This is a genomic window from Pigmentiphaga litoralis (assembly GCF_013408655.1).
In the GTDB taxonomy this organism is placed as follows: Bacteria; Pseudomonadota; Gammaproteobacteria; order Burkholderiales; family Burkholderiaceae_B; genus Pigmentiphaga; species Pigmentiphaga litoralis_A.
This window is the reverse complement of sequence record NZ_JACCBP010000001.1, coordinates 2,047,404-2,062,222: the sequence shown is the minus strand read 5'-3', so window position 1 is coordinate 2,062,222 and position 14,819 is coordinate 2,047,404. Positions and strand designations below refer to the sequence as shown.

Below are 14,819 nucleotides of genomic sequence, written 5' to 3'. Positions count from 1 at the left end.
GCTGCGGCAGCTCGGGCGGCATCGGCGGGGCATCCTCGGGACCCGCATCGGCCCTGCTGATCCGCGTCGGGTCTGCTCGACCATGAGGGCCCGCCTTCAGCGGGAGGCACGCAAGGCCGAGGCCGGAACCGCCGCGATGCGCCCGGCCAGGCGTTCGAACTCGTGCAGATCATGGCCGCAGCAGACATCCACCTCGTCGGCGTGGCCGGCCACCAGCTCGCGCAGCCGGCGCTGATTGTCGAAGCGCGCGGCCCGCTCCTTTTCCAGCATCCACTGGTAGAACCGCAGGCCGGGGGTGCAGTGCGGATCCTGCAGGCGCATTTCTTCGTGATAGAAATAGGCGTCTCCCGCTTGCAGCAGCCACTTGCCGCTGCGCTGGACGGCCACGCCGGCGTGCCCCAGCGTGTGGCCGATCAGCGGGATCAGGGCAATTTCCGGTGGCAGGCCATCAAGCGGGCGAGCCCGTGCAAAGCCGTACCAGGCTTCGCCTTCCATCGGGTCATACACCCGCCACCGGGGGCGGGACGACCACTGCTGCGGCCGGAATCGTTGCCGGTCCATCCAGGTGGCTTGCGCCTCGGCGGCGTCTTTTTCCCGGCGTATGAGGTGGACCACGGCGTTCGGAAAGTCGTCGAGGCCCCCGGCATGGTCGAAATCCAGGTGCGTCAGCACGATGTGGCGCACGTCTTCGGCACGAAACCCCAGCCGTTCGACCTGCCGCCGCGCCGTCATTTCTTGGCGGAATTCCGGTTTCAGCAGCGCCAGGAAATAGGCACTGAGCCGGCTCTTGGGGTCATGCACGTCGCGCAGTCCCAGGCCGGTATCGATCAGGATCAGGCCACCGTCGGGCGGTTCGACCAGGATGCAATGGCAGGCCAGATGGCCGCGGCACACCAGGCAGCGGCTGCGTCCATCCATGAGATGACCGCCGACCGGGCAGGTCGATATGCAATTGAGATGGTGCAACCGCATCGGAGCGCTCCTGAAAAGACGAGAGCCTCCGGATTCGCAAGCGCTGTTCCCAACGGCCCGCCTTTATTTTTTCTTGAGCGCGTCCGGCTTGTGGATGGCGGTCTTGCCCGTCTTGTCACTCTTGACCTCGTATTGCGGCTCGCTGGCGCTGGCCTTGGCGGTATGGCCGCCCGCCTTGGCTTCGCCCGTCACCTTCTTGGTGACGGTGCCCGTTGTCTTGCCCTGCGGCGTCTTCCACTCCACTTCGTCGCCTTTCTTGAGTGTGCTCATTCTTGTTGCTCCTGCAAGTTCACGACGGCGCGGCGCGCCGTTCCCGCTTGCGAACTACGCTTGAGCAAGCCGTGTACCCGGCGGGGAAGGGCGATGGGCAGGCGTCGTGCGGCCACGACACTGGGGGGTCGCGCTCCACGCCGGGGTGGCATATGATCGGCCGGACAGCTCTCCCACCTCGCCCGGCACCGCCGACGGGCGTTTCTGCGGCGCCCCCCGATGCCTTCCGAGACACTGGTATCTTCGTCCGTCAATGCCGACACCGTCCTGGTGCTCGAGGCGCTGTCGGGTATCGACCAGGCCCTGTTGGTGGTCAACCGCAACCATGAAGTGGTGTTCGTCAACGATCGCTACCGCGATCTGTTCGACGTGCCGCAGGACCTGATACGGCCGGGCGCCGCCTTTCATGACCTTCAGGTGTATCTGGCGGCCAAGGGCGAATACGGGGATGGCGACCCGCGCGATCACATTGCGGTGCGCGAAGAGGCCATGCGCGAAGGCCGCAATTTCAAGCTCGACCGCAAGCAGCCCGACGGCCGCTACATCGAAGTGGCGGGCAATCAACTCCCCAGTGGGGGCTATGTATTCACCTTCAGCGATGTGACCGGCCGGGTGCGAGCGCGGGAAAACCTTGAAGCGCTGGTGCACCGCCGGACGCAAGCGCTGCGTGACGCGAATGTCGAGCTGGAACGGCTGGCCACCCTCGACCCGCTGCTGGGCATTGCGAACCGCCGGCGGTTGATGGACGTGGCGCGGGGGCTGCGGCAGCGCGCGATCGAAGATGACTTGCCGCTGGCCGTGCTGATGATCGACGTGGACCACTTCAAGTCCATCAACGACGCGTACGGCCATGCCTATGGCGACGCCGTGCTGTGTGCCATCGCGCGAGCGCTACAGGCCGCCGTGGAGGACGACGCCCTGGTGGCTCGTTATGGTGGTGAAGAGTTCGTCGTGTTGCTGCCGGGCAAGACGGCTGCCGACGCTGCCCGCATTGCCGTCGAACTGCAGCAGGCGATTTCAGCCGGAACGGCGGACCTGCCGTCGCTGGTGGGAACGGCCGATCCGGCGTCGGGCGCCACCTGTACGCCGACCGTGTCGGTGGGCGTGTCAGAGTGGCTGATGCCTGAACCCAACCTGGAACCGGCCCTGAGCCGGGCCGATGCGGGGCTGTATCGCGCCAAGAGTTCCGGGCGCAACCAGGTGGGCTGACGGCCCCCAACCTTAGGCAACCCGGGCAACCTGGGCAACCCGGTGCATCGGCCCTTGCCTAGCGCCGCAGTTGCGCCAGGATCTGCTGCTTGAGCGCACCGAATTCCGGCAAGGACCGGTCACGGGGGCGGGGCAGGTCGACCTCGATCCGCGCCTGCACCCGGCCCGGCCGGGGCGCCATCAGCAGAAGGGTGTCGCTCAGGAACAGCGCTTCGTCCACATCGTGCGTGACCACGATGACCGTCACTTGCCGCTCCATCCAGATCCGCAGCAGTTCTTCCTGCAGGTAGATGCGCGTCAGCGAATCGAGTGCGCCGAAGGGCTCGTCCATCAATAGCATCTGCGGTTCCGACACCAGCGCGCGGGCAATGGCGGCGCGCTGGGCCATGCCGCCCGACAACTGATGCGGGAAGGCATCGGCAAAGCCGGTAAGGCCCACCAGTCCGATCATGTCGTCGATGCGGGCACGGCGCGCGCGCGGGCTGAGCGACATGCTGTCGAGGCCCAGGCCGATGTTGGCTGCAACCGTCAGCCAGGGGAACAGCCGGTGGTCCTGGAATACCATGCCGCGTTCCAGTCCGGGGCCATCGACCGGGCGGCCGTTGATCAGGATGTCCCCTTCGAAGTCGCGGTCGAGTCCGACGATCAGGCGCAGCAGGGTGGACTTGCCGCAGCCCGATGCGCCGACCACGCTCAGGAATTCGCCGGGGGCCAGCGCCAGGTCCACACCGTCGAGCACAGACAGCGTGCCGTCGGCGACAGGGTAATGTTTGCCCACGCGGTGCAGGGCCAGGGCGGCATCGCGGCCGCTGGAAGACATCGATGGGGTCATGAACGGGTCTGCCAGGGAACGAAGGTGAAACGAAGCCGGCGGGCAAGGCGGCTGAAGCCGTAGCCGATCGCAGCCAGCGCCACGACGCCGACCAGCACGAGGTCCATCCGGAACCCTTCCCGCGCCGCGACCAGGAAGCTGCCGATGCCGCCGCCCACGCCGATCGCGTATTCGGCGCCGACCGTGCCGATCCATGCCGTCAGCAACGCAATCTCGATGCCAATGAAGATCGACGGCGCCGCGCCCGGCAGCACCAGCCGGGTCACGCGTTGCCAGGCCGACAGCCGCGCCAGATCGGCAACTTCGCGCAAGGCGGGCGAGATCGTGCGCACGCCCTGTTCGGTATTCAGGAAGGCGGGGAAGCACGCCGACAGCGAAATGAAAACGATCTTGGCGGTTTCACCGTTGCCGAACCAGCTCGTCAACAAAGGGATCCACGCGAACAGCGCAATTTGCCGCAGGCCGTGCAGGGTGGGCGACACCGCGCGCTGTGCCGGCCGCCACAGGCTCAGGCTGATGCCCAGGGCGATGCCGATGCTGGCGCCGGTGGACACGCCCGCCACGACGCGCAGCAGGCTCCAGCCGATCGCCCCCCAGATCTGTCGGCCGTCGGGATCGGTGAAAGGCGCAGCAAGCACCTGCGCCAACGGAACCAGCAAAGGGTTGGTCAACCAGCCGGTGTCGACCGTCAGGATCCAGCCGGCCAGCAGCGCCAGGGGCAGCACGGCGCCGCGCCACGCGGAAGCGGGTGCAAGGCCGGATGGCGCAGCAGCACTCGCTGCTGGCACGATATCGCCGTTGCGTTGGGTCAGGCCGGTCATGCCCGCACCGTCCAGCGGCTGAGGCGGCGTTCCGCGTGGCGCAAGACGGTGTCCAGCGCCACACCCAGTATCCCGACCAGCACCATGCCGACGATCACCACATCGATCTGGAACAGCTTGCGTCCCCAGACCATCAGATAGCCGATGCCTTCGGTAGCCGCCAGCATCTCGACCACGACCAGCGCGATGAACGCATGGCTCAGGCCCAGGCGAAAGCCGCTGAACAGCGCGGGCAGGGCGGCCGGCAGCGTAAGCCGCGTCAGCCGTGTCCAGCGCGTCAGGTGCAGCACGGCAGCGGCCTCGCGATAGGCCACCGGAATGTCGCGGATGCCTTGCTGCGTGTTGATGACGAAGGGCACGAACACGGCCTTGGCGATGATCAATATCTTCAGGGCTTCGTCAACGCCAAAGATCAGGATCAGGATCGGAATCCAGCCGATCGATGGCACCGCGAACAGCGCCTTCAGCAAGGGTTCGACATAGCTGCGAAACGTGTTGGAACTGGCGAGCGCCATGCCGACCGCCAGGCCTGCCAGCGCGCCTGCACCGAAGCCGATGGCGATCCGATGCAGGCTGATGATCAGTGCACTGCCGATATCGCCATTGCGCCAGAGTTCAAGAAAGCTGTCCCACACAAATGCGGGCGCAGGCAGGACCTGTGCCGACAGCCACGCCTGTGATGCGGCCAACTGCCACAGTGCAAGCAGCAGCGCCGGAAGGAGCAGGGGTAGCAGCAAGGGCGAGCGCCGCGATCCGAAGCTGGACCGGTGCGCGGGCGCCAGGCGCGAGGCCGGCAGCGCCGCCTGCCGGCGGAATCCAGGCAGTCGCGGTAATCGTGTCAGTCCCGATACGGACGACGATCGCGGGCGACCCGGCGACGGCGCTGCAAGATCGGACAGGGCTAGGGGAGAGGCAGGAGGCATGGCGCGGTCCTTGTGGGCAGGCCGGAAGCAGTCAGTAGGATGCCGCGGACGGCGCCGCCGGGCGCACCGGGAACAGCGCCGCCACGCCCAACTGGTTGATGGCGTCATCGACATACGACGGCGCCACCCACTGCTTCAGATCGATGTCGGCGCGGATCAGCTTCTGGGCCTTGCTGAACGCAATGGCGTCGCGGTACTGGTCAACCAGGAATGGGTCGATGCGGGGGTTGAACACGGTCTTGAACGCCACGCCGTCGAACTCGGCCTTCAGGGAACTGAGCGCCACACCCGACTTTGACCAGATCGTCAGCGCCTCGTCCCGGTGGCTGTCCTCGGCCAACCAGGCCGCGCTGCGCACCAGCCCGCGCGCCACGCGGCGGACGGCATCGGGGTAGGCTTTTTCGAACGCTTCCGTCACCGCGATCGCACCGAATCCGGCGGCCTTGGGACCCACGTCGTTGGACGAATAGAAAATCTTGACCGCCCCCTTGTCGCGCAGCGCCAGCAGGGTGCTGGTGCCCACCGCGGCGTCGATGCTGCCGGCCGCCAGCGCGGCCAGCTGGTCGGCCGTCGACAGATCCAGCAGCGTCACGTCGTTCAAGGTCAGTCCGTTGGCTTCCAGCCCTTTCAGGAAGGCCCAGTGCAGCACCGTCCCCTTCGCGACCGCGACGCGTTTGCCGGCCAGGTCCTTGAACGAGTGGATGGGCAGGTCGGCACGGGCCGCCGCAAAGACGGTGGTCGGTCCATACGACGCAACCAGGCGCGTCGGCAAACCTGCGGCCTTGCCGACGATGTTGGGCAAGGCCCCGTACTGCGCGAAATCCAGGCGGCGATTGGCGATTGCTTCGTTGATCGCGGGGCCGGTGCCGGTGAAGTATTCAAACGTCAGTTTGGTGGGCGTGCCCTTGAACTCATCGGCAAGGAAGCCCTTGCCTTGCGCAATGGCCAGCAGCGCCAGGCCGTAGGGTTGGCCAAAGCCCTGGCCGAAGCCGCCAAAGCGGATGGTGTCGGGTTGCGCCGCGGGGGCGGTCTGGGCCTGGGCGCCGGATACGATCAGGGCGGACAGGGCCACGCCCACAAGGGATTTCCACAAGGTCATTCGGTATTCCTGCAATAAGGTTGGAACGCGCGCTGCATGGCGCGCGGGGGGCGATGGGGTTGCGGGATGCGGAAGCGGGCTGCAGTCGCCGGAGCGCAGCCTTCAGTGCGCGCGTTCGAGCAATTCGTAGCTCGCGTCGATCGCGGCGGTCGGCCGGCGTTTGGCGCCCCAGCCGATCGCGCTGCGGTAGCTGCCCATCAGCGCTTGCGTGGCCTCGGCGTGCTCGTCGACGGTCAACGGACTGTCGGCGATCGGGGCCACGTACAAGGCATCCACCGGGCAGTACAGCTCGCACATGAAGCAGGTCTGGCAGTCCTGCTGCCGCGCGATGCGGGGCGGGCCCCCGTCGACGATCTCGAACACATTGGTCGGGCATGCATGCACGCAGATATTGCAGCTGGTGCAGCGTTCGCTGCTGACGATTTCGATCATGCCGGGACGGCCTCCGTGTGACGGGTGAGGGAAGATGCCGGGTTGTCGACGCGGTCGGTGGTGGTCCAGACCTCGTCCAGTCCACCGCTGAGCAGGCGGTATTGCTGCAAGGGGTCGACACCAGGGTGATCGCTGCGGCGGCTCATGCCGCGCGTTTCCGTGCGTTGCAGGGCGCTGCGATACATCCACCGCGACGTCGCCAGCATGGCGGCGGCTTCGCGGGCGCGTACGGCGTCCTGGGGAGTGCGGGCCGGGCCGCTGTCGCGCACCTGTTCCCACAGGCGGTCGAGCCGTCCCAGCGAGTCGTCCAGGGCGTCCGCGTCGCGCGACCAGTTGCGCTGGTAGGGCAGCACTTCGGCCTGCACCGCTGCGATCACCGCCTGGCTGTCGTAAGGCTGGAGGCCCCGGCCTGCCAGTCCCGCGCCGCCGGCCCGCAACAGCGTCCGGCGGTGGGACGACCGCGCATCGCGGGCGTGGTCTGCCGCGCCGGCGCCCGACCAGAATCCCGATGACATGGCCCACGCCGCGTTGTGGCTGCCGCCGCCCGTAAAGGCGCCGCAGATCAGTTCCCGGGTCGCGGCATCGCCTGCGGCATACAGGCCGCTGACGGTGGTGGCGCATTGGTCATTGACGACGCGCAGGCCGCCGGTGCCGCGCACGGTGCCTTCAAGCCGCAAGGACACCGGGAAGTGGTCGGTGAAAGGGTTGATGCCAAGCCGGTCGAAGGACACAAAGAAGTTGGGCTGGGCGGTGCGCATCCAGGCCTGGATCTGCGCATCGGCACGGTCCAGGCAGGCAAACACCGGCGCGGTCTGCAGGGTGCGGGCAATCACGCTGCGGCCGCGCGACGACCCGGCGCCTTCGATTGGCTGGCGGTCCTTGTCGTAGAACGTGGCCCAGTTGTAGAACAGCGATTTGGTCACCGACGAGAAGGCCGGGCCCAATCCATAGGCGTTCGAAAACTCCATGCCCGACAGCTGCGCGCCGGCTTCGGCGGCCATCAGGTAGCCGTCGCCGGTCAGCACGTTGCAGCCCAGGGCGCGGCTCAGGAAGGCGCAGCCGCCGGATGCGATCACGACCGAGCCGACGCGGGCAAGCCAGGTGTCGCCGGTCTGGCGGTTGACGCCCGACGCGCCGCTGATCGCGCCATGGTCATCCACCAGCAGTTCGAGCACCGGGCTGTGATCCAGGATGCGCACGCCGGCCTGTTTGACCTGCTTGCGCATCAGGCGCATGTATTCCGGTCCCTGCAGCGACGTGCGGCGCAGGCTGCCGTGTTCGTCGACCGGGAAGGGGTAGCCCCATTCGGTCAATTGCTCCACATTCAGCCAGGTCTGTTCCAGCACGCGATCCATCCACGCATGTTCGGCCAGGAAACCGCCCATGGTGAACCGGCTGGCCTTGGCTTTTTCACGCGCGGCAGTGTCGCGCGGCACGTGCCACAGGCCGGTGCCCGACGGGGCGGTGGCGCCCGATGTGCCGCAGTAGCCCTTGTCGGCCAGCACGACGCGTGCGCCGCGGGCAGCGGCGCTGATCGCGGCCCAGGCCCCGGCGGGGCCGCCGCCGATCACCAGGACGTCGGCGGTATGCTCGGTGGATGCGGTGATGCCAGCGGCGTCACCGTTCAGAAAATCGCTAGATCCCATGCTGCTCTCCGGGCCGTCGGATATGACGGCGTACCGTGGATGGTGGGACCGCGGCCGCGCCCGGACAACGAAGCGATTTGCAGATGCTTAGTCGGTTCGCACCATAGGGCGAGGCGTCATGAACTCATGGCGGCGTAACCATATAACCAGGAATACGTTTACATTTTATCGACGAAACGTTAACGTTTCGGCTCCTGGAAACTGAACCGCACGCAGTCAAGCTGGAGTTGTCGATGGAACGACCGCCGTTGACCGTCCTTGAGACGGATGTCCTGATCGTCGGCGCTGGCGGCGCCGGCATGAGCGCCGCGATCGCCGCTGCTGACGCCGGCAAGCAGGTGATGATGACCGACCGCAGTCTGATCGGCCGGGGTGGCGCGACCATCATGGCGCAGATGACGGTGGCGGTTGCCCTGGGCGAACAGGAACCTGACGACTGGCGTTTTCATTACGCCGACACGCTGGCCGCCGGTCGCGGCCTCTGTAGCGAGCCGCTCGCCCGCCTGCTGTGCGAGGAAGGCGTGGCGGCGATCCGGAAGATGGACGACTGGGGCGTGGGCTGGGCCCGTGCCGACGGGCACATGACGCAGGCGCATGCGCCCGGTCACGACCGTCCGCGCTGCGTGTATGTCGACTTCCTGGACACCGGCCCCGCGGTGGCGACCACGCTGCGCACGCAGGTGGCCAAGGACAAACGCATCCGCCGCATTGGTGATTTGCTGATCGTCGACCTGTTGAAGGAGGACGGCAGGGTCGTGGGCGCCGTCGCGCTGCACCTGGCCAGCGGCCAGCCCGTGCTGATCCGCGCGGCTGCGACCATCATCGCCACGGGCGGACTCACGCGCCTGTACCGCCGCAACAGCGCGTCGGTCAATATGGGTGGTGACGGCTACGCCCTGGCGCTGCGTGCCGGCGCCAGGCTGATCGACATGGAATTCGTGCAGTTCTTTCCGATCGGCCATCTGGCGCCGCGCCTGGTCGGCTTCGATCCGATCATGTGGGACCCGTTCCGCTACAAGCTGGGCGGCCGCCTGCTGAACGGACTGGGGGAAGAATTCGTCGAATCCTACGGTCACCAGGCCGAATCGGGCGGCTATACCGTCACGCGCGATGCCGCGACCTACGCCATCCTGAAAGAAGTCGAAGCCGGCCGGGGCACCCCCGCAGGCGGCGCCTACCTGAGCTTCCGCCATGTGCCGGAAGCCAGTCTGCGCGCGGCCTTCGGGCCGATCATCGACCGGCTGGCCGCCAACGGCATCGACCTGACGCAGACCATGATCGAGGTCGCCCCGACAGCCCACTATCACATGGGGGGCATCCGGGTGGACGCGGCCATGGCGACCGACGTGCCGGGCCTGTTTGCCGCGGGCGAAGCCGTGGGCGGCGCCAACGGTGCGAACCGGCTGTCGGGCAACGCGATTACCGAAGCATTGACCTTTGGCGCGGTGGCGGGCCGGTCGGCGGCGGCGCAGGCGCCTGTCGCCGCGGTGCCCGACGCGGCGGCGCTGACTGCCCTGGCCGAGCCCACCGTGAACTGGCTGAGGGCAGCGTCGCCAACAGGCGCCGTGCCGGTGGCCGAGATGATCGTCGCCTTGCAGGATGTGATGCAGAACGATGTCGGCCCATTCCGGAACGAAGCGGGCCTGCATCGCGCGGCCGACGCCATCAAGGCCTTGCGCGACCGGTTGGGCGATGCCTTGCCCGGCGGGACCGGACCGCAAGACCCCGTGCGGGTCGACGGCCTGGACCTGCGCAACATGTTGATGGTGGCCGAGGCGGTGGTGATCGCCGCCACGGCGCGAACCGAAAGCCGCGGCGCCCACCAGCGGGACGACCATCCGGGCATGCTGGACGAGTGGACCGTCAACCAGACCCTGGCCTGGCAGGACGGCCACTGGACGCTGGCGGTGCAAGCCGTTGAACGCCTGCCTGCTTCTTCTATCGACACGGCCGTGGAGGCCCACGCATGACTTCGACCCTCAAGACCGGCCAGGCCGGCCAGCCTGTCGTGCTCCACATCGCGCGCGGTGTGGGGGACGGCGCCACCCGCATCGACGATTACACGCTGCCGGCTGGCGCCGCGGCGTCGGTGCTCGATGGCCTGCGCTGGATCCGTGAACACCTGGATGAAACGCTGGCCTTTCGCTACTCCTGTATCAACGCCAATGCCTGCAAGGAATGCATGATGCATGTCGATGGCGAGGTGGTGTATGCCTGCGTCGCGCGGCTGGAAGATGGCGCGCAGTACGATGTGGCGCCGTTGCCCAACAAGGCGCGCGTTCGCGACCTCGTCTCGGAAATCGCACCGAGCAAGGAACGGCTAGACCTGGATCCGACCTGATGACTGCTTCCCCCAGCCGGCGCAAGCGCGCCACGCCCGCTACCCCTCCTGACGCGTCGGCGCCCGATGCCGCCGATCGCCTGCGCATCCTTTCGTCCTCGCACCTGGCGGAAGGCTCGCACGCGGGCCTGTCCGAACTGGAGTTTGGCCTGATCGTGTCGCACAACGCCTTTACGCGCTGGGTGGCCCGGTGCATGCATGCCGCGGGCGAAGCGGATCTGGGGGTGACCGACATCCTGGTGCTGCATCACGTGCACCATCGGGACCGGCGCAAGAAGCTGGCGGACATCTGCTTCACGCTCAATTACGAAGACACGCATGTCATCAACTATTCGCTGAGGAAAATGCTGGCGATGGAATTGGTCAATGGGGAAAAGATCGGCAAGGAAGTGCACTACGGCACGACCGAAGCCGGACGCGCGCTGATCGGGCGCTTTCGCGAAGTGCGCGGCCGCTGCCTGATGCCCAGCGTGACGGGCGAACTGTCGGATGGCGACATGCTGTCCGATATCGCCGCGCAACTGCGCACCCTGTCGGGCCTGTACGACCAGGCCGCCCGCGCGGCGTCGTCGTTATGAGCGCGCTCGATATTGAACGCTCGCCAGCTCACGGCGGCGCGAGCGCGGACGCTGGCACCTGGGCTTTCTGGGTCGATCGCGGCGGCACGTTCACCGATGTGGTCGGACGCCGGCCCGATGGCACGCTGGCCACCGTCAAGCTGCTGTCCGAAAACCCCGAGCGCTACCCCGATGCCGCCGTGGCGGGCATTCGCCAATTGCTGGGCGTCAAGGACGGTGAGCCGACACCGTCGCACCGCATCGACGTGGTCAAGATGGGCACGACCGTTGCGACCAATGCCCTGCTGGAACGCAAGGGCGACCGGGTCCTGCTCGCCATCACGCGCGGCTTTCATGATGCCCTGCGTATTGCTTACCAGAACCGGCCGCGCCTGTTCGATCGCGAGATCGTGCTGCCCGAACTGCTGCACGAACGGGTGCTGGAAGTCGATGAACGGGTCACGTCCGACGGCGAGGTGCTGACCCCGCTGGACGAGGTGGCGGCCGAAGCCGGCTTGCGCGCCGCGTTCGCCGACGGCCTGACGTCGATCGCAATCGTGCTGATGCATGGCTATCGGCACACCGCGCACGAAGCGCGGCTGGCCGAGCTGGCGCGCGCCGTGGGCTTCACGCAGGTATCGGTGTCGCATGAAGTGTCGCCGCTGATCCGCCTGGTGGCGCGCGGTGATACGACCGTGGTCGACGCCTACTTGTCGCCCGTGCTGCGCAGCTATGTGGATCGCGTCGCCTCGGCGCTGCCGGGGGTGCGGCTGCAGTTCATGCAGTCCAACGGCGGCCTGACCGATGCGCGTGCGTTCCAGGGCAAGGACTCGGTCCTGTCGGGTCCGGCCGGCGGCATCGTCGGTATGGCGGGCGTGGCGCGCACCGCCGGCTTCGACCGCGTGATCGGCTTCGACATGGGGGGCACGTCCACCGATGTCTCGCACTATGCCGGCGAATTCGAACGTGTGTTCGATACGCTGGTGGCGGGCGTGCGCTTGCGCGCGCCGATGATGAGCATCCATACCGTTGCCGCAGGCGGCGGTTCGATTCTGCAATTCGATGGCGCGCGCTTGCGTGTCGGACCGGAATCCGCGGGCGCCAATCCGGGCCCGGCCAGCTATCGCCGCGGCGGACCGCTGACGGTGACCGATGCAAACGTCATGCTGGGTCGCATTCAGCCCGCCAGCTTTCCGAGTGTGTTCGGGCCGAACGGTGATCAGCCGCTCGATGCCGACATCGTTCGCACGCGCTTTGCCGACCTGGCGAAACAAGTGGCAGATGCAACCGGTCAGGCGACCACGCCCGAGCAGCTGGCCCAGGGTTACCTTGATATTGCCGTTGCCAATATGGCCAACGCGATCAAGAAAATCTCGGTGCAGCGCGGCTACGACGTCACGCGCTACACGCTGGTGACCTTCGGTGGCGCGGGGGGCCAGCACGCCTGCCGCGTGGCCGATGCGCTGGCCATTCCGCGCGTGCTGGTGCATCCGCTGGCGGGGGTGCTGTCCGCCTATGGCATGGGTCTGGCCGTGCCGACCGTGATTCGTGAACGGTCGGTGGAATTGCGTCTGGACGCGGCCGGACTCGCGCAGGCGTCGGACACGCTGGACGCCTTGGTGGCGGCGGCCACGGCCGAACTGGTCGCGCAAGCCGTGGACCACGCCGGCATCGTTGCGACCCGCCGGCTGTATCTGCGCTACGAAGGCACCGACACGGCGTTGCCGGTCGCGTGGCAGGATCCGGCGGCCATGCAGGCGGCGTTTGAGGCCGCCTACCGCCAGCGGTTTGCCTTCCTGATGCCCGGGCGGGCGCTGGTGATTGAATCCGCGGTGGCGGAAGCGACCGGACCGGAAGAATCCGGCACCGCGTCGCAGACGCTGTCCCCCCGCACCGGCGACGAGCCCCTGGTTCCGGCCGATACCGTGCGCTTCCATGCAGACGATGGCTGGACCGATGCGCCCCTGTTCCGCGGCGCGGACCTGCGCCCCGGCGACGTGGTGGCGGGCCCCGCCGTGCTATCGGACGCGAATGCCACCACGGTCGTCGACGCGGGCTGGCAGGCCACTGCCACGGCGCGCGGCGACATCGTGCTCGACCGCGCCGTACCCCGGCCGCATACGCTGGCCATCGGCACGGATGCCGATCCGGTGATGCTTGAGATCTTCAACAATCTGTTCATGTCGATCGCCGAGCAGATGGGCCATCGGCTGCAGAACACGGCGCACTCCGTCAACATCAAGGAACGCCTGGACTTCTCCTGCGCGATTTTCGATCCGCAAGGCGGCCTGGTCGCCAATGCGCCGCACATTCCGGTGCACCTGGGATCGATGGGCGCCAGCATCCGTGAGGTCATGCAGGCCAACGCCGGACGCCTGCGTCCGGGCGATGTGTATGTGCTGAACAATCCCTACGCGGGTGGCACGCACTTGCCGGACGTGACGGTGGTGACCCCGGTCTTCGACGCGGCGGGCGCCGAGATCCTGTTCTATGTGGGATGTCGTGGCCACCATGCCGACATCGGGGGCACCACGCCCGGGTCCATGCCGCCCGATTCGCGCACCATCGACGAAGAAGGCGTGCTGATCACCAACTTCCAGCTGGTCGAACAAGGCCGCTTGCGTGAAGCCGAACTGCGCGAGGTGCTGGCAGGCGCCCGGTACCCAGCACGCAATATCGACCAGAACGTGGCCGATCTGCATGCCCAGGTTGCCGCCAACGAGAAGGGCCGTGAAGAGCTGTTGAACATGGTCGCCACCTTTGGCCTGGACGTGGTGCACGCCTACATGAAGCACGTGCAGGACAACGCCGAGGAATCGGTGCGCCGCGCGATCGAACGCCTGACCGACGGCCACTTCACGGTGCCGCTCGACAACGGTGCAAAGATTGACGTGCGCCTGACCGTGGACCGCGCCACCCGCAGCGCCACGCTGGACTTCAGCGGCAGCTCGAAGCAGTTGCCGAACAACTTCAACGCGCCCCGCGCCGTCACCACGGCCGCGGTGCTGTATGTGTTCCGCACGCTGGTCGATGACGACATCCCGATGAACGAAGGCGGCCTGAAGCCCCTGACGTTGATCGTGCCGGAAGGGTCCATGCTCAACCCCACCTACCCGGCGGCCGTGGTGGCGGGCAATGTCGAGACGTCGACCTGCGTCACCAACGCCTTGTATGGCGCGCTGGGCGTCATGGCGGGCAGTCAGCCGACCATGAGCAACGTCACGTTCGGCAACGCGCAACATCAGTACTACGAGACGGTGTCGGGCGGATCCGGCGCGGGGGGGCGGTTCGATGCCGACGGCGCGTTGACCGGCGGCTTCAATGGAACGTCGGTCGTGCAGACCAATATGACGAACTCGCGCCTGACCGACCCGGAAGTGCTGGAACTGCGATTTCCGGTGCGGCTCGAACGGTTCCAGATCCGTCCGGCATCGGGCGGGCCCGGCACGTGGACGGGCGGCAATGGCGGGATCCGCACCCTGCGCTTTCTGGAACCCATGACCGTATCCTTGCTGGCCAATGGCTGGATCCATCCGGCGCCCGGCGGCGCGGGCGGCGGGCCGGGTGCGCCGGGCGTGGCGCGGGTGCTGCGGGCCGACGGCAGCATCAGGATGCTTGCGCATGCCGACAAGGCGGAACTGGCCGCGGGTGACGCGTTCGAGATCGAGACGCCCGGGGGCGGGGGCTACGGCGCGAAGTAGGCGGGCAGGGCGGCGC

At 67.4% G+C, this 14,819-nt stretch carries 13 protein-coding genes; 5 read left to right on the top strand and 8 right to left on the bottom strand.

The window, feature by feature from the left end:
• Positions 1-96: 96 nt before the first annotated feature.
• Both HD883_RS09125 and HD883_RS09120 read right to left on the bottom strand, forming a co-directional pair.
• The gene (locus tag HD883_RS09125) at positions 97-972 is read right to left on the bottom strand and encodes an MBL fold metallo-hydrolase (protein ID WP_179586244.1); all 876 of its coding nucleotides are present in this window, start codon (positions 970-972) and stop codon (positions 97-99) included.
• 63 nt (positions 973-1,035) lie between these two features.
• The gene (locus HD883_RS09120) at positions 1,036-1,242 is read right to left on the bottom strand and encodes a hypervirulence associated TUDOR domain-containing protein (protein WP_179586246.1); all 207 of its coding nucleotides are present in this window, start codon (positions 1,240-1,242) and stop codon (positions 1,036-1,038) included.
• A 219-nt stretch (positions 1,243-1,461) separates the two neighbouring features.
• Between HD883_RS09120 and HD883_RS09115 the strand changes: the two genes are divergently transcribed.
• Positions 1,462-2,451 (top strand): GGDEF domain-containing protein, encoded by a 990-nt coding sequence (locus HD883_RS09115; RefSeq protein WP_179586248.1) that lies wholly within the window; start codon positions 1,462-1,464, stop codon positions 2,449-2,451.
• Between the two features lie 58 nt (positions 2,452-2,509).
• On the opposite strand, the gene HD883_RS09110 is transcribed toward HD883_RS09115, so the two are convergent.
• The 6 genes from HD883_RS09110 to HD883_RS09085 all read right to left on the bottom strand — a co-directional run bounded on the left by HD883_RS09110 (position 2,510) and on the right by HD883_RS09085 (position 8,204).
• Positions 2,510-3,283: an ABC transporter ATP-binding protein gene (locus HD883_RS09110; RefSeq protein ID WP_257022102.1), complete on the bottom strand. Its 774-nt coding sequence runs from the start codon at positions 3,281-3,283 to the stop codon at positions 2,510-2,512.
• Positions 3,280-4,104, bottom strand: a complete 825-nt coding sequence (locus HD883_RS09105) for an ABC transporter permease (protein WP_179586250.1) — start codon at positions 4,102-4,104, stop codon at positions 3,280-3,282. Before HD883_RS09105 ends, HD883_RS09110 begins: the two co-directional genes overlap by 4 nt.
• Complete coding sequence (locus tag HD883_RS09100; RefSeq protein WP_179586252.1) at positions 4,101-5,027, bottom strand: ABC transporter permease; 927 nt, start codon at positions 5,025-5,027, stop codon at positions 4,101-4,103. The genes HD883_RS09105 and HD883_RS09100 overlap by 4 nt, the downstream gene beginning before the upstream one ends.
• Positions 5,028-5,058: 31 nt before the next feature.
• Positions 5,059-6,126, bottom strand: a complete 1,068-nt coding sequence (locus HD883_RS09095) for an ABC transporter substrate-binding protein (protein ID WP_179586254.1) — start codon at positions 6,124-6,126, stop codon at positions 5,059-5,061.
• A gap of 102 nt (positions 6,127-6,228) precedes the next feature.
• Entirely contained in the window at positions 6,229-6,558 is a 330-nt protein-coding gene (locus tag HD883_RS09090) for a 4Fe-4S dicluster domain-containing protein (protein WP_179586256.1), read from the bottom strand.
• On the bottom strand, positions 6,555-8,204 hold the full coding sequence (locus HD883_RS09085; RefSeq protein WP_179586258.1) for an FAD-dependent oxidoreductase: 1,650 nt from the start codon (positions 8,202-8,204) through the stop codon (positions 6,555-6,557). The genes HD883_RS09090 and HD883_RS09085 overlap by 4 nt, the downstream gene beginning before the upstream one ends.
• A gap of 233 nt (positions 8,205-8,437) precedes the next feature.
• On the opposite strand from HD883_RS09085, the gene HD883_RS09080 reads away from it, so the two are divergent.
• From HD883_RS09080 to HD883_RS09065, 4 genes are read left to right on the top strand one after another with little or no spacing between them, the layout of a single operon-like run.
• On the top strand, positions 8,438-10,174 hold the full coding sequence (locus tag HD883_RS09080; RefSeq protein WP_218863188.1) for an FAD-binding protein: 1,737 nt from the start codon (positions 8,438-8,440) through the stop codon (positions 10,172-10,174).
• Positions 10,171-10,545, top strand: coding sequence for a 2Fe-2S iron-sulfur cluster-binding protein (locus HD883_RS09075; protein ID WP_179586260.1), 375 nt, complete (start codon positions 10,171-10,173; stop codon positions 10,543-10,545). The genes HD883_RS09080 and HD883_RS09075 overlap by 4 nt, the downstream gene beginning before the upstream one ends.
• Positions 10,545-11,123 carry a winged helix DNA-binding protein gene (locus HD883_RS09070; RefSeq protein WP_179586262.1) on the top strand — a complete coding sequence of 193 codons (579 nt, stop codon included), beginning with the start codon at positions 10,545-10,547 and terminating at the stop codon, positions 11,121-11,123. Before HD883_RS09075 ends, HD883_RS09070 begins: the two co-directional genes overlap by 1 nt.
• Complete coding sequence (locus HD883_RS09065) at positions 11,120-14,803, top strand: hydantoinase B/oxoprolinase family protein (RefSeq protein WP_179586264.1); 3,684 nt, start codon at positions 11,120-11,122, stop codon at positions 14,801-14,803. The genes HD883_RS09070 and HD883_RS09065 overlap by 4 nt, the downstream gene beginning before the upstream one ends.
• Positions 14,804-14,819: the final 16 nt, after the last annotated feature.